The 16953-nt window shown below is 44.6% G+C and carries 19 protein-coding genes and 1 riboswitch; of the genes, 4 read left to right on the forward strand and 15 right to left on the reverse strand.

Annotated features, from left to right (window positions below):
- Positions 1 to 3: 3 nt before the first annotated feature.
- Positions 4 to 1050, reverse strand: coding sequence for an acyltransferase (locus ACSVDE_RS14950; RefSeq protein WP_439301664.1), 1047 nt, complete (start codon positions 1048 to 1050; stop codon positions 4 to 6).
- A 186-nt stretch (positions 1051 to 1236) separates the two neighbouring features.
- On the opposite strand from ACSVDE_RS14950, the gene ACSVDE_RS14955 reads away from it, so the two are divergent.
- A complete protein-coding gene (locus ACSVDE_RS14955; protein ID WP_439301665.1) occupies positions 1237 to 1770 on the forward strand; it encodes a DUF2569 domain-containing protein in 534 nt (177 codons plus the stop codon).
- A 45-nt stretch (positions 1771 to 1815) separates the two neighbouring features.
- Here ACSVDE_RS14955 and ACSVDE_RS14960 read toward each other — a convergent pair whose 3' ends face one another.
- From ACSVDE_RS14960 to spoIIID, 10 genes are all read right to left on the reverse strand, one after another.
- Entirely contained in the window at positions 1816 to 3087 is a 1272-nt protein-coding gene (locus ACSVDE_RS14960; protein WP_439301666.1) for a hypothetical protein, read from the reverse strand.
- A gap of 129 nt (positions 3088 to 3216) precedes the next feature.
- Positions 3217 to 3304, reverse strand: a riboswitch (cyclic di-GMP riboswitch).
- Positions 3305 to 3627: 323 nt separating this feature from the next.
- The gene (locus ACSVDE_RS14965) at positions 3628 to 3786 is read right to left on the reverse strand and encodes a hypothetical protein (RefSeq protein ID WP_439301667.1); all 159 of its coding nucleotides are present in this window, start codon (positions 3784 to 3786) and stop codon (positions 3628 to 3630) included.
- 152 nt (positions 3787 to 3938) lie between these two features.
- Positions 3939 to 4556 carry an arylformamidase gene (kynB, locus tag ACSVDE_RS14970; RefSeq protein ID WP_439301668.1) on the reverse strand — a complete coding sequence of 206 codons (618 nt, stop codon included), beginning with the start codon at positions 4554 to 4556 and terminating at the stop codon, positions 3939 to 3941.
- Positions 4557 to 4583: 27 nt separating this feature from the next.
- Entirely contained in the window at positions 4584 to 5018 is a 435-nt protein-coding gene (gene fabZ, locus ACSVDE_RS14975) for a 3-hydroxyacyl-ACP dehydratase FabZ (RefSeq protein ID WP_226547426.1), read from the reverse strand.
- Positions 5019 to 5097: 79 nt separating this feature from the next.
- Positions 5098 to 5685 carry a transposase gene (locus tag ACSVDE_RS14980; protein WP_439301669.1) on the reverse strand — a complete coding sequence of 196 codons (588 nt, stop codon included), beginning with the start codon at positions 5683 to 5685 and terminating at the stop codon, positions 5098 to 5100.
- 323 nt (positions 5686 to 6008) lie between these two features.
- Entirely contained in the window at positions 6009 to 6329 is a 321-nt protein-coding gene (locus tag ACSVDE_RS14985) for a DNA-directed RNA polymerase subunit beta (RefSeq protein WP_439301670.1), read from the reverse strand.
- Positions 6330 to 6351: 22 nt separating this feature from the next.
- On the reverse strand, positions 6352 to 7182 hold the full coding sequence (locus ACSVDE_RS14990; RefSeq protein ID WP_439301671.1) for a flagellar hook-basal body protein: 831 nt from the start codon (positions 7180 to 7182) through the stop codon (positions 6352 to 6354).
- Positions 7183 to 7209: 27 nt separating this feature from the next.
- Positions 7210 to 8031: a flagellar hook-basal body protein gene (locus tag ACSVDE_RS14995; protein ID WP_439301672.1), complete on the reverse strand. Its 822-nt coding sequence runs from the start codon at positions 8029 to 8031 to the stop codon at positions 7210 to 7212.
- 67 nt (positions 8032 to 8098) lie between these two features.
- On the reverse strand, positions 8099 to 9100 hold the full coding sequence (locus ACSVDE_RS15000; RefSeq protein ID WP_439301673.1) for a rod shape-determining protein: 1002 nt from the start codon (positions 9098 to 9100) through the stop codon (positions 8099 to 8101).
- 148 nt (positions 9101 to 9248) lie between these two features.
- Positions 9249 to 9515, reverse strand: coding sequence for a sporulation transcriptional regulator SpoIIID (gene spoIIID / locus ACSVDE_RS15005; protein ID WP_221567262.1), 267 nt, complete (start codon positions 9513 to 9515; stop codon positions 9249 to 9251).
- An 883-nt stretch (positions 9516 to 10398) separates the two neighbouring features.
- Here spoIIID and ACSVDE_RS15010 point away from each other — a divergent pair.
- From ACSVDE_RS15010 to ACSVDE_RS15020, 3 genes are read left to right on the forward strand one after another with little or no spacing between them, the layout of a single operon-like run.
- Entirely contained in the window at positions 10399 to 11829 is a 1431-nt protein-coding gene (locus ACSVDE_RS15010) for a circularly permuted type 2 ATP-grasp protein (RefSeq protein WP_226547437.1), read from the forward strand.
- A gap of 19 nt (positions 11830 to 11848) precedes the next feature.
- Positions 11849 to 12790 (forward strand): alpha-E domain-containing protein, encoded by a 942-nt coding sequence (locus ACSVDE_RS15015; RefSeq protein ID WP_439301674.1) that lies wholly within the window; start codon positions 11849 to 11851, stop codon positions 12788 to 12790.
- Positions 12787 to 13656, forward strand: a complete 870-nt coding sequence (locus tag ACSVDE_RS15020; RefSeq protein ID WP_439301675.1) for a transglutaminase family protein — start codon at positions 12787 to 12789, stop codon at positions 13654 to 13656. Before ACSVDE_RS15015 ends, ACSVDE_RS15020 begins: the two co-directional genes overlap by 4 nt.
- A gap of 18 nt (positions 13657 to 13674) precedes the next feature.
- On the opposite strand, the gene ACSVDE_RS15025 is transcribed toward ACSVDE_RS15020, so the two are convergent.
- The 4 genes from ACSVDE_RS15025 to ACSVDE_RS15040 all read right to left on the reverse strand — a co-directional run bounded on the left by ACSVDE_RS15025 (position 13675) and on the right by ACSVDE_RS15040 (position 16654).
- Entirely contained in the window at positions 13675 to 14574 is a 900-nt protein-coding gene (locus ACSVDE_RS15025) for a DUF1028 domain-containing protein (RefSeq protein ID WP_439301676.1), read from the reverse strand.
- A gap of 206 nt (positions 14575 to 14780) precedes the next feature.
- On the reverse strand, positions 14781 to 15470 hold the full coding sequence (locus tag ACSVDE_RS15030) for an ABC transporter ATP-binding protein (RefSeq protein ID WP_439301677.1): 690 nt from the start codon (positions 15468 to 15470) through the stop codon (positions 14781 to 14783).
- Entirely contained in the window at positions 15470 to 15850 is a 381-nt protein-coding gene (locus ACSVDE_RS15035; protein WP_439301678.1) for a GntR family transcriptional regulator, read from the reverse strand. Before ACSVDE_RS15035 ends, ACSVDE_RS15030 begins: the two co-directional genes overlap by 1 nt.
- 3 nt (positions 15851 to 15853) lie before the next feature.
- Positions 15854 to 16654 (reverse strand): hypothetical protein, encoded by an 801-nt coding sequence (locus ACSVDE_RS15040; RefSeq protein ID WP_439301679.1) that lies wholly within the window; start codon positions 16652 to 16654, stop codon positions 15854 to 15856.
- Between the last annotated feature and the right edge of the window lie 299 nt (positions 16655 to 16953).

Below are 16953 nucleotides of genomic sequence, written 5' to 3' on the forward strand. Positions count from 1 at the left end.
GAGTCAGCTGATTGCTTCCTGTCTGCGTGGCTTCATTTGTGGCACTGGGACAATATATTGTACGAATGATAACATTCGAATCGCTTGTACAATCGCAACTGAAATGATTAGAACCATCAATGTGATCACCGGGAAGCTTTCAGGAGCAGCCCAAACCCCTTCAGGAATGAGCTCTTTTAAAATAATAAGCACAAAAGGGTGGACGAGATAGATCCCCATTGAGAAAGTACCAATTACCTTCAATGGATTGTAAAGGAATTTCATCTGTTTTAATAATGGAATAAGTCCAATACAAGCTATAGTGAGCAATGGGATGTTCACTAAATTCGAAACTCGTCTCGAACTTATTGCACCTACAATATGATATTCATAAATCGTAAATGCATAAACTGCAATTATGATCAGGATTAGAAGACCTTTATTTTTCGTAAATTGCAGGATTTGCTCCCAATAAAATGCTAAAAACCCTCCAAATATAAAATAGAAAATCCACTTAAATAAAAAGATGGGATCATTAACGAATGTTCCAACAGGTCCATCTATTGGTATTTGTTTATGATATAGACAGAAAAAAGTCACGATAAATGATACAAGTAAGGCAATCATCCAGGCTTTTTTTGTACGAATGAGCTGCATTAAAGGGAAAAAGAGATAAAACTGAATCACAATCACCATGAAATATAAGTGATAAAAAGAATCACCAAATAAGAACCTTTTGATCAATACTTCTAAATCAGGAAACGATTTCCACAGTATGAGACCCAGCAAAAAGTAAAATATGCTCCACACTATGAATGGTACGACAATCTTCGTAAACCTGGATTTAATGAATTTTTGCGAATCAAATCCTTTATATTTCACTTGGTGGAACAAAAGGAATCCACTAATCAACGCGAATGTTGGTGTTCCGAATCGGCCTAATTGATTAAACATGTATATGAACCATGTGTCATAGCTTGCGCTCACATGAACTAAAATAACACCTAAACAGGCAAATGCACGTAAAAAATGGATCTCTTCGAAGAATTTTCGTGTTGTTTGAGCTGCCATTGTCTTCTCCACCTTTTACCTTTCCTTAGTTGAATTAACTAAGTAATTCATTCGGTCCGGACATATGTTTGTTGTCTATATTTGTTTTTGTAATTTATGGTAACGAATTAAAGGTTTTCAAAAAATTGGATTGAAGTAACTATGGGAAGGGTATTTATAACTTATTAAGAGGAAAGGAGATTCCTTATGGGGTCTAAGCATGAAGGTATTGGTGGATGGTTGATCCTCATTGTCTTTGGTCTTCTGTTAGTCCCGGTCATTCGGCTCTATTCTTTGTATCAAACGTATTGGACCGTTTACAATACACCCGCTTGGAGTTTATTGACGGAAAGTGGTAATCCCCTCTATCACACCTGGTTTGAACCTGCTTTTTGGATGGGTGTTGGTGTGGATCTTCTGTTGATCATTCTTTCCTTGGTTGGTCTGTGGCTGTTGTTAACGAGGAGTTCTCTTTTTCCGAGGTTTATGATTTCTTTTCTGATTGCCATGACGGTTTTTGCAGTCGCTGATGGATTCATTACGAATTGGATTTTCGGTACACTACCTATTACAGCTGATACATTGCAATATATCCAAAACCAGTCGTATCGACAGCAAGCTGGAGCGCTGTTATTAAGTATCATATGGATTCCTTATCTGATGAGGTCAAAAAGAGTAAAAGCGACTTTTGTCAGTGGTCCTAAGGAAAAGACGGTTGCGAGTAACAATTTGACGTTATAAAAAAAGGAGACCGCCTCGTGGCAGTCTCCTTTCTCAACGGAACGATTAATCGTCGTCCTCTTCATCATCATCGTCTTCGTCATCATCGTTGTCTTGGTCATCATCGTCGTCTTCATCTTCTTCATCATCGTCATCGCGATCTTTGTCTCGGTCGCGTTTACGCTCTTTTTCACGATCATCATCGTCGTCTCGGTCACGCTTTTGCTTTTCGCGCTTCTCTTGCTTTTTCTCAGCTCTCTCTTGTTTCTTTTCCGCTCTTTCTTTTTGCTTTTCTTGCTTCTTTTCAGCTCTTTCTTGTTTCTTGGCTGCTTTTTCTCGTTCTTTTTGAGCTTTCTTTTCAGCTTTTTGTTTTGCTTTTTCTGCTTTCTTAGCAGCTATTTCTTCATCGTCTTTATCCTCATCTTCGGACTCCTCGTCCTCATTTGCTTCCTCTTCAACGGATTCTGATTCATTTTCGTCAGACTCTTCCTCTTCTGACTCTTCTTCATCCATATCTTCTTTTTTGTTGTGCTTTTCTTCTAGTTTTGCAATCTTTTTATCCAATTTTGCGAATGCTTTTTGGATATTTTTCATAAGAGACTCTTGAGCTTGAGGGTTCTCAACAAGCGCTAATGCCATTAGCAATGCGTTAATGTTTTGAGAAAGTTTCGATTGGAGTTCGTCCATATCGGAATCTTCTTCCTCTTCTTCAGTGGACTCTTCCTCTTCTTCTGTTCCTTCTTCAGACTCTTGTTCACCTTCAGTGGACTCTTCGTCACCTTCGGAAGATTCCTCTTCTTCAGAACCTTCCTCAGACTCTTCTGTTCCTTCTTCTGTTTCTTCAGAAGACTCTTCGTTACTTTCTGATTTTTCAAGAGCTGCTTCTTGTGCTTTAATTGCTTCTTCAAGCGTCTTCTCAGCTAGCTCAGTTTCACCAGCAGCAAAAAGAGCATTAGCTTCAGCAATTCTCTTAGATGCAATATCAGCTAAGATCTTTGCTTCTTCAAAGTCGTCAGAAGCTACTGCAAGCCGTACATTTTCAATCATTGTTTTTACGAAATAGAAGAAGTCACCTGGTAATAGGGACGGCTCTTCTTCTGCTTCTTCTGATTCCTCATCTTCTGTAGCTTCGTCTTCGTTAGTTTCTTCTTTCTCATTACTTTCTTCTGTTGTGGATTCCTCATTGTTTTCTTCAGTTGTTGGTTCTTCCGTAGTGGATGTACTGTCTTTCATCTCAACTTTTGGAGTAGACTCATTTGTGTTTGCGAACGCTGCTGGTGAGGTTCCGAATAGTAGTAGAGAAGCTGCGCTTAGTACTGCAATCCATTTCTTCATCATTTGCTTCATTCCTTTCGTTTATTTTTCATAAAAAAAGCAGACTACGAGAGTTACAGAATCCTGTACTCTTGTAATTTGCCTTGTTGACCTATGCTAGCTTTAATCCTTCTTATGTATGACTGATCGGTCCTAGGCAACTGGCTGACATAGGTGGGGTTCACCGTTAGTCCCTTTAGCTTTGCGTCACTACCTTTCGATAGCTTTGCCTTTATCTGCTCTTCAATGGTTTTAGTATACAACAATTCGACACCATTCTTCGAAGTTCTATCTTCCTATTTTTTCTGATAATTTATAGGTGTTTTCTATCAGAAATGGCAATCCCGCATGATATTTCCACTCTTATAAGCAATATGAAATAGGTAATTTGAAGGGTGGTGTCAGGCACCGATTGAGAAGCGTTGGTACCATTGGCTTCCTAATCGGTGCCTGGTACCGTCTTTTTTACTCACAAAAAAAAGAGAGCTGCTCGGGGCAGCTCCAAATGTGAGGGTGAGGGAGGTAGGTCGTGTGCCTACTATTCAATTTTACAAAATAATATGATCAAGAACCTTCTTCAGACTCTCCGTCTTCAGTGTTGGTTTCTTGTTCTTCGTTTGCTGGTTCTTCGTTAGCTGGTTCTTCTTCCGTTCCATTACAAGCTGTAATTAACATAATTGCGAGTAGTGCAGAGCCTAGTTTAGCGAGAAAACTTTTCTTCACGTTCAATCCACTCCTTATATCGCAAAAGTTTTTGACCGGCTTGTTTCCCGGTTAACTACACTATAGTAAATTTTTTGCGATATTTGTTAGAATTTACTGAATGAATACACAACTCTAACGATGTTTACATCTCGCTAACACTGGCTTAATAATCACCTACGAAGTATTGCCCTCACTGGGCTCGCGTCGGATTCGGCTAATGGAAGTGGCAGTGCAATCAGCTCGTAAATCCCCTCTTCTACATCGTCCAACATGACGCTTTCCAAGATATGAATGTTGTGGTCGAGCAAGCTGTGATGTGCTGGCAAATCTTTGGAGTCGACTTGATCGACGGATGGTACATCCACGCCAATCAATCGAATTCCGTTTTCTTTTAAAAATGGAGCAAGTTCAGGTGACAGATACGTAATCGACTCTGGAAATTTCGTTCGATCTTTCCATGAGGCCGTCTTGATCAACACCCGCTCCACTTCGCTCAGATCATAGTTTTGTAAATCTTCCGGTGTGATTGATTCTCGTCCTTCTAAGTGGACGACGAGCGCATCACCGACATAGAGGTCGGGCTTTAGGTCCAGCATCTTTTTGCCGTCATCATCAAAATGAAACGGTGCATCCACATGCGTTCCTGTATGCGTGCTGAAGGTGACGCTTCCGACATTAACAGATCCGGTTTCGGCTTTCGTCCAATTCAGCTTGAATGAAAAAGGCGTATCTCCCGGCCATGTAGGCACGCCTTCTTTCAACGGTTGAGAAATATCCCAAATCTTCATCTCCAAACTCCCCCTCTTCCCGCTTTCTTAGTCTTCTTTTTTACCTAGCGCAAACATGATTTCCGTTTCACATGCGACTTCTCCGTCTACAGTCGCCGTCGCTTTTCCTTTACCCATCGAACCACGAACTCGAGTCAGTTCCACTTCGAGGCGTAGCTGGTCTCCAGGGCGGACTTGACGCTTGAAGCGGCAGTTGTCGATTCCTGCAAAGAAGGCGAGACGTCCACGGTTTTCTTCTTTTTTCAATAACGCAACAGCCCCGACTTGAGCGAGTGCTTCTACAATCAGAACACCTGGCATGACAGGGTATTCAGGGAAATGTCCGTTGAAAAATTCTTCATTTGCAGACACGTTTTTCACTCCGATTGCGTGCTTCCCTTCTTCCACTTCTAAAATCTTATCTACAAGCAAAAATGGATAGCGGTGCGGGATAATTTCTTTGATTTCGTCAATGTTCAACATATGTATCCTCCTATGGTTAACACTCTTTTTCCTTATGATAGCATAAATCGTTTTGGAAAAAGAAATCCGTGAAGGTGGATTACGTAGGGAGTAAGATCTCTTCGGTAAGGTTGTTGCCGTTGATGGATGCGGCTGGGTCATTTTCGACGAACTTCTGGTATTCAATGTTCTGTGGGTATGGAAATTGTGAGAGGACTGGATACGGGTTGACGGGTGCTCTCCGCTCAAATTCAGTGTAGGTGCGATAGCTGCTCCAATCATAGTTTGAAGGCTGTGTGACGAGATCCGCTTTGACCGGATTCAAGTGGATATATTTGCTGACGTCGAGCTGGTAGGCAGGCGAACCGATTAGATTGGAAAAATAACGCCCCTGGAACAAGTGTCCGACGTAATCATACTTCCGATTGAAGTAAGTGGCGTAGCGGTAATTCAGCTTTTGCATGATTAGCTGGATGTGGGTGTCGTGAGATTTCAGTTGCAGGTGGATGTGATTTGTCATGAGGCAGTATGCATATAAATCGAAGGGGTATTGTGTGCGGGTTTCGGAGAGGTATTTCAAGTAGATGTGGCGGTCTTGCGAGTCATAGAAAAGCGGGGTCTTTCGGTTACCGCGGGTGGTGATGTGGTACTCAGCACCGGGATACCAAACGCGAGGTTGGCGAGGCAAATGCATCACTCCTAAATAGATTTAGTAGATTTGAAAAGGACTGGGTGGATGTGTGTTGAGGAATGTTGAACGAAATCAAACCAAGTTGAATGAAGGGATAATCCCATTATACCGTTACTTCCAATTAAATGGGAGTTCGAAATTTCGACACGGTACCAGGTACTGATTCGGAACCCTTGGTAGACACGGGTTTGGAGATGGTGCCAGGCACCGAAAAGGAAGTCAGTGGTACCAAGGCTTCTCATTCGGTGCCTGGCACTGCCCTTCCAAACAAAAACCCGGTTGGACGCGGATAGGCGTTTAACCGGGTTATCCTATATATTCTATTGATCCTTCTTCACAAGGTCGACGATGTGCTGCCAGGTGCTTTTCGAGAAGACATCTGTCCAGTTTCCATCACCGATGACACCGTATCCTACAGCGAGTCCCGCTCCCAGACACAGTGCGAACAACAGAAGAACGATGATCAAGCGAAGCCAGATCGGTACGATTCGTTCTCGAAGCTTCGTCATCTCGTCTCTCTTCATCTCTTCTCTTTTAGAAGCGTCTTTAGGAGAAGATCCCTGCTTCTTTTTGTTGGCTTTATATTCCTCACGCGATGTCGATTGTTCGTTGTTGTTGGATTCTGAATGATTTTGAACCATATTAACTCCTTATACCTCTTACTTATCGAATCGAATTCACAAGTCCCATCATCTGATCGCCCATCGTTACAGCTTTAGCATTCATTTGATAGGAACGTTGCGTCGTTAAGAGTTGTGTCATTTCGTGTGAAACATCGACATTGGATTGTTCCAATGCGCCTTGCTGAACAATTCCATCTCTACCTTCTACCAGGGCGAGTGCTTGTCCCAACTCGGTATCACGTTCGACACGATAGTGGTTGTCACCTGTAGATTCTAACAGCTGCGGTCGGATGATTTCTACTAAAGAAAGCTGACCTGCATTCACCGTCGTACCATCTGGCATTGTCGCTCGTACGGAGCCATCAGACCCGATATTGAAAGACTCGAATCCAGCCGGCACAGTGATCGGGCGGCCATTTTCGCCTACCAATCGGTCCCCATTACCAGCGGTCAATTGCAGTTGGTTCGGGTTCCCTTGAACAGGTGTCACATAAAAAGACCCTTCTCTAGTATATTCAATGATTTCGTCGCCATTTTCAAGAGTTTTTCGTACTTGGAACATCATACTAGGGTCCAGCAAGGCTAAATCGAGTGATCGACCCGTCTGAACGACCGTCCCCTGCTCCATTCGCAACACGGTCCCAGCAACTCTTGCTCCATTGCCTAACCGGATATTATCTGGCGTCAATCGGCCTACTTCGCGGTTCGGATTCGTCTGACTGTTCATCTCTTGCGTGAGTAGATCCGAGAATTGCACATCGCGGCGTTTAAACCCATATGTATTACTGTTCGAAAGGTTATTTGAAATCGTGTCCAGTTGTCGCTGCAGCTGTCCCATTGATACGGATGCGGTGATCATCGATCGGTTCATCTTTCTACCCCCTGATACGCGCTAGTTTTACCCTAGTCGTCCGATTTCGTTCGAAGATTTTTCCATCGTCCGGTCATATGCCTGTAAAACTTTCTGATTCGCTTCAAATGTACGATAAGCGTTCAACATTTCTACCATCGTCTGCTCGACATCAACGTTAGAGCGTTCTACGAAACCTTGCTTAAGCTGATAGGAAACTTCCGGGTTTCCGTTTGCAGCGACAAGTGCTTCTTCATTTTCCAGACGAAAAAGTCCGTTGCCTTCTTTTTCTAGTAGATTCGGATTCTCGACAAGCGCTACGTTCACTTGTGCGTTCGCTTGAGGAATGAACCCGTTCGTATCCATTGTAAAATCAGTGCTGTCGACCTGGATCGGATTGCCGTTCGTATCGAGCACGAAGTCACCATTGGATGTGACGAGATTGCCGTTTGCATCCAAGGAAAAATTGCCGTTACGGGTCATGCGAAGCTCACCCGCTTCATTTCGTACAGTAAAAAAGAGCGATCCTTGTGCACCGGTTTCCTCGTCCGTCGGCACGGCACCCTGGAGGAGGGCAACATCCAGGCGGTTGCCCGTTTCTTGAATGTCTCCCTGACGGAATTTAGGCGTCATCTCTTGCATATAAACGGCAGTCGCCAACGTCCCGACCTGTTTTTTCGTCGGAACTGAATTTCCGGCTATGTTCGTTTCTCCAAGTCGGCTCAATAGCATTTGCGGGAACGCGCGCAGCGAAGCCTGATCGGCTTTATACCCAGGCGTATTAGCATTTGCTAGATTGTTCGTTAACATGTCCTGACGTCTTTGCTGGCTGATCATTCCGGAAGCGGCTGTGTAAAATCCACGAAACATGCTGCTCTCCTCCTAAAATTTTTACATAATCTATTGATTGAAAAATGGTTGATAGATTCAGGGCGGATCAGGATAACTTCTGCTTAGGGAGCTTGTCTATATGCTCAAGCATCAACCCTGTCCCTCTTGCGACACAAGTCATCGGGTCATCAGCTACATGCACAGGTACCTTAAGTTCTTCAGAGAACAATTGATCGATTCCATGCAAAAGTGCCCCACCACCAGTGAGGATAATGCCACGATCGATAATGTCTGCTGAAAGTTCAGGTGGTGTTTTTTCAAGAACACTTTTCGCCGTCATAACAACCGAGTGGATGGATTCCCGTAATGATTCTTCAATTTCAGAAGAACGGATCGTGATGTTGCGTGGCAGTCCGCTGATCAAGTCACGACCACGGATGTCCATTTCTTCGTCCCGAGATCCTGGAAAGACCGTTGCAACTTCATGTTTGATGCTTTCTGCAGTCCGATCACCGATCAACAGCTTATAATTCTGTTTGATGTATTGAAGGATGTCTTGATCGAACTTGTCCCCTGCGACCTTAATCGAAGAGGCGGTGACGATATCGCCCATGGAAAGTACGGCAACATCAGTTGTTCCACCGCCTATGTCAACGACCATGTTACCGTACGGCTGGAAAATATCCATTCCAGCTCCAATAGCAGCAACTTTCGGTTCCTCTTCAAGAAAGACGTGCTTCGCTCCGCTCTTATGTGCAGCTTCACGAATCGCTTTTTGCTCAACTGTCGTGATGTTCGTCGGGGTACAGATCAAGATTCTCGGTTTGCCTACCAGCCCCCTCACGTTGATCTTATCGAGGAAATATTTGAGCATTGCTTCGGTCACTTCAAAGTCAGCGATGACGCCGTCTTTCAAAGGTCGTGTGGCAACGATATTTCCAGGAGTCCGGCCAACCATTCTCCGTGCTTCTTCTCCTACTTCGATGACCCGATCCGTGTTCTTATCGATGGCAACGACGGATGGTTCATCGAGGACGATTCCACGTCCCTTCACATAAATGAGTACGTTCGCAGTACCCAGGTCAATTCCGACATCCCTTGAAAACATCCGGTAAATCCCCCTATTTTATACACTAGTTCTATAGTTAGTATGTTTTGTTAAATTTATGTAGTTCATCCACTGTACAGTTTACCATAGAATGTGTTGAATAGGGACAGAATTTGTCAAAAAATAGTGCATAATCACTACCCAGAAATCAGTTGACCACCTTTTCAGTTGATTTCTTGTATTTTTCCCGAGTCGCTTCCCCACCACGAAGATGTCGTACCGATTTGTGGTACTCCAGAATCTCTTTGACACTGTTGGCCAGCTCCGGGTTGATTTCAGGTAATCGTTCCGTCAAATCCTTGTGGACAGTACTTTTAGAAACACCGAATTCTTTCGCGATCATACGAACGGTTTTTCTTGTCTCCACGATATACCTGCCTATCTTGATGGTTCGTTCTTTGATGTAATCGTGCACACCACTCGCCTCCCTAAATTGGATGTAAGAGGTGCGATATGAGACTTCAATATCTAGGCTGCGAAATGTTAAATTGTCATCGTTTCCTTAAGAATGAAATGACCTGCTAAGCTCGCACGCAGCTTTACTTAGACTTCTCATCGCGTTCCCCTAATGTTCGTTTTGTAACATTTTATTATTCGGAACGAGGTTATATACCTAAAAGTCAAGTGGGACAAGGGAATTTGTTTTGGTTGTATCACTGGCGGTGCTGCAGGCCGTGCCAGGCACCGATCTTCAAGCCTTGTGCGGTGCGGAATTGTCATCGGTGCCTGGCACTGTTTTGGAAGCGCATCAGATGTGGATTTTGTGATGGTACCTGGTACCGACGTGGAATTGAGGTTTAATTCGAGAGATACTTCATCGTTTTCTATACAGAAACAGCCTTCAAGAGGATTTTATTCAATAAAGAAAGGATTTTTCATGAAAAATCCTACATTATCGTTTGGGAATCGGGGTGACTTGTGGAACTTTTGCTTTGACTTGGGGAACTTTTATGCCTACTTGTGGAACTTTGCTGCTCACTTGTGGAACTTTGCCCTCAACTTGTGGAAGTCGGCACCTTCTTACTACCGTAAAAATTCGCGACTTTCACTCATAAGGAAAGGATTTTCACTGAAAATCCTATATATTGCAATAAGAGCTTGTGGACGTTCAAGCTGATTGAGTTACCTCCAAAAAACCACCTCCAGTGACAGGGAAAAACATCGATGGTGATTTATTTTGGATATCCTTCTTTTTTCGACAGTATTAGTGTTTATATTGCCTTGATAACGGGGATTCTATGGTGTACGCTAAAAGTGTTAGAATTTTCAAACTAAAAATGATGGGAAGGGGACATTGAATGTTTAAGACGTATGAAACGGAATCATTCTTTGATGAAATGCTCCAGGAAAAAGGAAGGCCGCGCAGCCATTATCAAACGCTTTACGATCGTTTGTCGGACCTTCCCGAAGATGAATTGAAAATTCGTCATGAAGCGGCGCAGCAAAACTTCCTCAGACAGGGGATCACGTTTACCGTCTACAATGACAATCAAGGCACGGAGCGGACGATTCCATTCGATTTCGTTCCGAACATCATTCCGAAGGATGAATGGAAGAACCTCGAGAAAGGCTTGATTCAGAGAGTCAAAGCTTTGAATCTCTTTTTAGATGACGTATACAATGGCCAGCAAATCCTGAAAGACGGGCTCATCCCTCGTGAACTCGTCGTCACATGCAACCACTTTTATCCTCAAGTTACGAAAATCAAAGTTCCAAGAAGAAATCACATTTTCATGGCAGGGATCGATCTCGTCAAGGACGACAACGGTGAATTCCGTGTGCTTGAAGATAACTTGCGGAATCCGTCAGGACTTTCGTACGTGTTCCAAAACCGCTACGTCATGCGGCACATTTTCCCTGACTTTTTCCAAGACTATGACGTTCAATCTCTAGAAGACCAGTTCACTCACATCCATGACGCCCTATCATCCGTTGCACCGAACGGGGTCAGCAACCCTAACATTGTACTCCTCACACCAGGAATTTATAACTCTGCTTATTTCGATCATAGTTTCATAGCGCAGCAGCTTGGCATTGAGCTCGTTGAAGGCCGGGATCTTCTCGTACGCGATCGTGTTGTGTACATGAAAACGACCCGTGGCCTGAAACGCGTCGACGTCGTCTATCGCCGTATTGATGACGATTTCCTCGATCCGCTTGAGTTCCGTCCGGATTCCATGCTTGGTGTTGCCGGCTTGATTGATGCGTACCGTGCTGGGAATGTGACCATCTGCAACGGCATCGGAAACGGCGTAGCCGACGACAAAGCGATCTATCATTATGTACCAACGATGATCCGCTACTACCTCGGTGAGGAGCCGATCATCAAGAATGTGGAGACTTACTTTTTACGAGATGAAGAACAACGGAAATATGTACTGGAAAACCTCGACCAACTTGTCGTCAAACAGACGGACGGTTCAGGCGGGTATAACCTACTGATTGGACCGCACGCGTCAGAAGAAGAGCGCGAGGCGTATCGCCGACAAATCGAGAAAAACCCAGGAAACTACATCGCACAGCCGATGATCAAGCTTTCCCGATTACCTGTTTTCCGTGGGGAAAAATTCTCGGGCTGTCACATCGACATCCGTGCGTTCATTTTCAATGGCGAGCAGCCGCACGTCTTCCCTGGCGGTTTGACGCGAGTGGCTTTGAAGGAAGGTTCGATGGTCGTCAACTCATCACAAGGCGGCGGCGGAAAAGATACATGGGTGATGACCGAATAACGAGGAGGGACAAGCATACATGCTAAGTAGAGTATCGAATTCATTGTATTGGATGTCACGGAATATCGAGCGTGCAGAGAATACGGCCCGCTTGATCTCTGTGCGTCTGATCGGAAGTATTGAACATAAGGAAAACCATTGGGACGAGCTCATTTCGATTATCGGAGCGAACGATGATTTCGAGGTGCGCTATGACCGTTATGACGCGAAGTCGGTCATGGACTTCATGTCGTTTTCGAATGATAACCCGAACTCAATCTTGAACTGTGTAAAATTAGCCCGTGAGGATGCACGTGCGATTCGTGAAATCATCCCGCAGGAGCTTTGGGAAATGATCAACGCCTTCTATTGGGAGGTAAAACAATACAAGTATGAGAACTGGTCGGCAGAAACGATCGATGATTTTTATCAGATGATCATCCGCAACTCCGCCTTGTTTCAGGGGATGGTCGAGGCGACGCTCTCATTCGATGAAGCTTATCTTTTTATCAAAATGGCGAAGTTCATCGAGCGCGCGGAGAAAACGTCTCGTATTTTGAACATCTTCTATTACCGATCTGAAAATGTTGAGCATAACGATCCGTCGTTGTACCGTCACTGGTTCGCTGTGTTGCAATCAGTGAGTGGGCACGAAGCTTACTTGAAAAAACACCATCCGTTCATTACTGGTGAGCGTGTCATCGAATTCCTTCTGTTCGACGATGCCTTCCCGCGCTCGATCAAGTATTGCGTCGAGCAAGTGTACCAGGTTTTCCAAGAGCTTGAGAACGGGAAAATCGAGCACTACTCGGAAGACTTGCATGAGCTGATCGCGAAAATGAGGCACAACTTCAAGTCGCGTTCGGTCGTTGACGTCATCACCGAAGATATTCATGAGTTTTTACAAGAGTTTCAGTCCAACTGCTTCCAGCTTGGGCGCTTGATTAACAAAACCTACTACTTAGGAGAAGTCGGTGTATGAAATATCGGGTCACCCAGCATACGCACTACACATATGAGCACCCAGTGAGCCAGAGCATCAATCAGTTCCGATTGAAGCCGATTGATGACTTGAAGCAGGAATGCATCTCTTTTATAAAGGAAATTACGCCTGATGTCCCTTCTTACGTCCATTATGACTATTGGGGCAATCATGTCGAGACATTCTATGCTTGGGAAGACCATGATGAGCTTCTCCTCGTGACGACGTCTGAAGTGATGATCGATCCGTATGCGTTCAAGGAGGCGTACACGTTCAGTTCTCAGATGAACGATGCGCTGTTTTCTCCAGGGTTCCGCCAGCAATATGCGGAATTTCTGATGACGACGAATTATACGACGCTTCCCGCTGAGATTTGTGAAGAAGTGACCGCTCCGTTATGGAATGAGGCGGCGAATCCGTTCGATTATGTAAAAATGGTGAATAAGTACATTTACGATACTTTCACGTATGAGCCGGGCCGCACGACAGTGAATACGACAGCCGCTGAGGCTTTAGAAGAGAAAGTCGGGGTCTGTCAGGACTATACGCATCTCATGTTGGCGCTGTGCCGATACCGCGGGATTCCAGCACGTTATGTAAGTGGTTATCTGTATATCGGTGAAAATTCCGCCATGCGTGGAGATGCCGCAACTCACGCGTGGGTCGAGGTAAAGCTTCCGACAGCGGGATGGGTCGGATTCGATCCGACGAACAATGTGCTGGCAAAAGATCAGCATATCCGAATCGCCGTGGGTCGGGATTATTCCGATATCGTACCGTTGAAAGGCGTTTACCATGGTGGTGTTCAAAAACTCGAAGTGAAAGTCAGCGTACATGCGCTGGAGGAAAATGCATTGGTTGAGTAAAAGATAAAGCGTAAGGGCTCACACCCTCACGCTTTTTTCGTGTCCTCTTTGTAGGTATTCGAGTATTTCTAAATCGATATAGCCTCGTTTTTGTTCGCGTTCTTCGAAGTTCTCCTGGTGGATGTAGACGCGGAGAGCGTCGAAAACCGCATCCTCATTATGCTCGTCGCTTCGTTCAAGGAAACCGAGCCGCTCCAGCTCGAACGTAAGATTTCGGTAAACGTTACCTTCGATTTTCGTGATCTTTTCTTCTTTTGAACGTGAAAAATAAAGCTGGTGAAGCTCATGGAGCCGAATCAATTCTGAGATCGGTTCAGGGTGGTCATCTACTCGGAGGTCGATGGCACGGTCGTTGTATCCACCGTATCCGCCCTTTTCTTTTACGACTAAAAGAGCTGCCGATTGCTTTCCACGACTGTCGCCACCGGCATGTTGACCAGCGTTGAGCGCTTTGAGTAGCCGCTCTGCTAAGGTTCCTTCCGTTGTTTCGAACGTCTTCCCCATTTGCTCGACCGTTTCCTGGTTGACGAGGATGTTTCCTTGCGCGGCGTAGTTCGCGCCTGTTCTTCCGCCTGCCCAATCGTAGCACTTCGTTCCGGTGAAGGTCGCTGCATTTCCTTTTGCATCAACGATCCCGACTTGACGAAGCTCCCGTTCCTCATCTTTTTCCGTTAAGAGCTGAATGGCCTCTTCAGCCGATTTTCCAGATGCCATGTGTTCGAGTCCTTTAGATCCGTAAGAAGTGTTCGCAAACGACTGTGTCGCAACCGCTCCAACACCAGCCTTCGCCCACGGTACAACAGAACCGACACCAATGAACTTCGATTGAACAGCAATACCAAGTTCCTCTGTTTCCGGGTCATAACCAACGATCGAAAAGGTCGCTACTAAATCCTTTGGAATCTTACCTGTGTACATAACGACAACTCTCCCTCCTTTTCATTACCCACATAATTCTCGACACCCACCCCATACCCCTTTTTTCAGAGCCTGACACATTCATAGAACTTTGTACCAGGTACTGATGTAAAACCCTTGGTATTACTAGAATCATAAACAGTGCCAGGTACCGATTGAAATCCCTTGATACTACTGGGTTCATTTTCTGTACCTGGCACTAGTTTTTATTCGTATACTTTGGTCATCCATTCGACGATGCTGAGTCCGTTGTCGATGCGGAGCTGTTCGACGTTGTGGTGGCCGATGATGTCTCCATCTTTTATGGCAATGACTTCGTCGAGCACCATTTCAAGTTCTCGAATTTCGTGTGTTGTAATCAGTACAAGCTGTTTTTCCAAATCGATAAATGAGATTAGTCCTTTTACAATCGAGTCTCGGACCATTGGATCGAGGCCGGATAACGGTTCATCCATTAAGATCACTGGTACTTCACGGGCTAGGGTCAATACAATTTTCAGTCGTCCACGGTTTCCTTTGGACAAGTGCTTCAGCTTCGCATTGCGGTCGAGCTTCATGAATGTTCGGACCTCTTCCGCTTTTTCCATATTGAAGTCTTCAAACTGTGAAGCGAAGAAATCAATCGTTTGCCCGACATTGTAGAAACCATAATATTCATCGAGTTCCGACAAGTAAGAGACCTGGCTCGCGATACGTCTCGTCGCTACTACTCCATTCACAGTTACGGAGCCTTTGGAAGGTTGCGTCAGACCTGCGATCAATTTCATCGTTGTCGATTTTCCGCTTCCATTTTCACCGATCAGTCCGATGATCTTCCCTTTTTCCAGTTCAAGGTTCACATCTTGCAATGCGACTTTAGATAAATATTTTTTCGTTACATTGTTCAGTTGAATCATTATGTCTGGTCTCCTTTCTGATCATGGAGAAAATGTTGCAGTCCCGCTTCAATCTCTTCATCCGTGTATCCCATCTCATGCATTCCTTTTACAAACTGAGAGATTTCATCTTGCTTGAGTCTTTCTCTCATCGTGTTCAGGATGTCTTGGTTCTCTGTTACAAACGTTCCTTGACCTCGCTTCGATTCCACGATTTCCATCCCCTCCAGCTCTCGATATGTTCGTTGGACTGTATTTGGATTCACGTTGACCTGCAGCGCCAAATCCCGAACCGAAGGGAGTTTGTCTCCAGGTTTCAATTCTCCTCGTAAAATTTGCCGGTTGATCCGATCCGCCAATTGACTGTAGATCGGTTGAGTGGATTGAAAAATGTCTGTCATCGTTTACACCTCAACTTTTCGGTCCAGCATCCAAGCAGTGATGGAGAACAAGATCAGAGCAATCGCAATTCCAAATACGTATTCACCAGCATAAGCGCTCATGTTACTCATTTCGCTCGTAAATTCGCCGCCATCTGGACCGATGTCAGTTTTGAACTCTGGAAACTTTATTAATTCAGATACATTGATTTTTCCCCACATCGTCAGCTTTTGATAGAGCCACGAGTCTGTAAACCACCCATAAAGACTGGATGTGACGATGGCGACGATGATGATGAGCACCGAACTTAAGAATGGGGAAATGTAGCGTGTGAATAATAGATAAATCATCCAATAGAACATGAACCAAATTGCTAAATCGAGTGCGAACACAAAGAAATGCAATCCGATAATCCAAGCGTTGTCGTAAATGACCGACCATGGAATTCCTTTTGAAAAGTTTTCTGAAAGGTTTGCTGCAGTGAAGAACACACTCAGTGTGAAGATTGTGGTTACTGCCATGGAAATCAGCCCGGCTACGATTTTTGCTAAAAGCAATGCGTAAGCTGGCAGTGGATTGTGAAGCCACAGGTGCAGTTTTTTTCGTTCAGATTGGAGACTCCACAATAAATAATAAGTCAGGTAAGCGATTTGCGCTCCAGTCGCGCCAAACGAAACGCTCGCCAGAACTTCCCACGTGTAACCTCCACGATAGCCAAAGAATGTAGCAATTGAAGCGACGACAATAAATGCGATTACCGGTACCAGAAACGCAGTAAACCCTAAACGCAATTCCTTCTTCGTCAAACTTAACCAAGCATTCATGTAATTGTTACCTCCTAATGTACCGAAGTATTAGTGTACTAGTTAAATAATACACTGGTACATATTTCTAAGTCAATAGGTAATTAACCATTTTTTGGAGGAGGAATGGAAGGGGACTTTTCTTCTCGTACCAGGCACCGATTTTAAACCGTTGGTATGGCTGGATTTAAGAAGAGTGCCAGGTACCAAAAGAAATTCCTTGATACAAGCGGGTTCACTTTTGGTACCTGGCACTGCAAGACAAAAAGAAAAGCCCTGGACTTTGTCCAGAGCTTTTGATCGTTGGTTTAGTTTTGACG

Source organism: Pseudalkalibacillus sp. Hm43 (assembly GCF_051842935.1).
Classification (GTDB): domain Bacteria; phylum Bacillota; class Bacilli; order Bacillales; family Fictibacillaceae; genus Pseudalkalibacillus.

Coding starts and splice junctions, on each gene's coding strand:
- ACSVDE_RS14990 (WP_439301671.1), bottom strand. CDS start 7,182: ATGAACCGATCGATGATCACCGCATCCGTATCAATGGGACAGCTGCAG.
- ACSVDE_RS14985 (WP_439301670.1), bottom strand. CDS start 6,329: ATGGTTCAAAATCATTCAGAATCCAACAACAACGAACAATCGACATCG.
- ACSVDE_RS15020 (WP_439301675.1), top strand. CDS start 12,787: ATGAAATATCGGGTCACCCAGCATACGCACTACACATATGAGCACCCA.
- ACSVDE_RS15025 (WP_439301676.1), bottom strand. CDS start 14,574: ATGTACACAGGTAAGATTCCAAAGGATTTAGTAGCGACCTTTTCGATC.
- kynB (WP_439301668.1), bottom strand. CDS start 4,556: ATGAAGATTTGGGATATTTCTCAACCGTTGAAAGAAGGCGTGCCTACA.
- fabZ (WP_226547426.1), bottom strand. CDS start 5,018: ATGTTGAACATTGACGAAATCAAAGAAATTATCCCGCACCGCTATCCA.
- ACSVDE_RS14995 (WP_439301672.1), bottom strand. CDS start 8,031: ATGTTTCGTGGATTTTACACAGCCGCTTCCGGAATGATCAGCCAGCAA.
- ACSVDE_RS14960 (WP_439301666.1), bottom strand. CDS start 3,087: ATGATGAAGAAATGGATTGCAGTACTAAGCGCAGCTTCTCTACTACTA.
- ACSVDE_RS15030 (WP_439301677.1), bottom strand. CDS start 15,470: ATGATTCAACTGAACAATGTAACGAAAAAATATTTATCTAAAGTCGCA.
- ACSVDE_RS15015 (WP_439301674.1), top strand. CDS start 11,849: ATGCTAAGTAGAGTATCGAATTCATTGTATTGGATGTCACGGAATATC.
- ACSVDE_RS15035 (WP_439301678.1), bottom strand. CDS start 15,850: ATGACAGACATTTTTCAATCCACTCAACCGATCTACAGTCAATTGGCG.
- ACSVDE_RS15000 (WP_439301673.1), bottom strand. CDS start 9,100: ATGTTTTCAAGGGATGTCGGAATTGACCTGGGTACTGCGAACGTACTC.
- ACSVDE_RS14955 (WP_439301665.1), top strand. CDS start 1,237: ATGGGGTCTAAGCATGAAGGTATTGGTGGATGGTTGATCCTCATTGTC.
- ACSVDE_RS15010 (WP_226547437.1), top strand. CDS start 10,399: ATGTTTAAGACGTATGAAACGGAATCATTCTTTGATGAAATGCTCCAG.
- ACSVDE_RS15040 (WP_439301679.1), bottom strand. CDS start 16,654: ATGAATGCTTGGTTAAGTTTGACGAAGAAGGAATTGCGTTTAGGGTTT.
- ACSVDE_RS14950 (WP_439301664.1), bottom strand. CDS start 1,050: ATGGCAGCTCAAACAACACGAAAATTCTTCGAAGAGATCCATTTTTTA.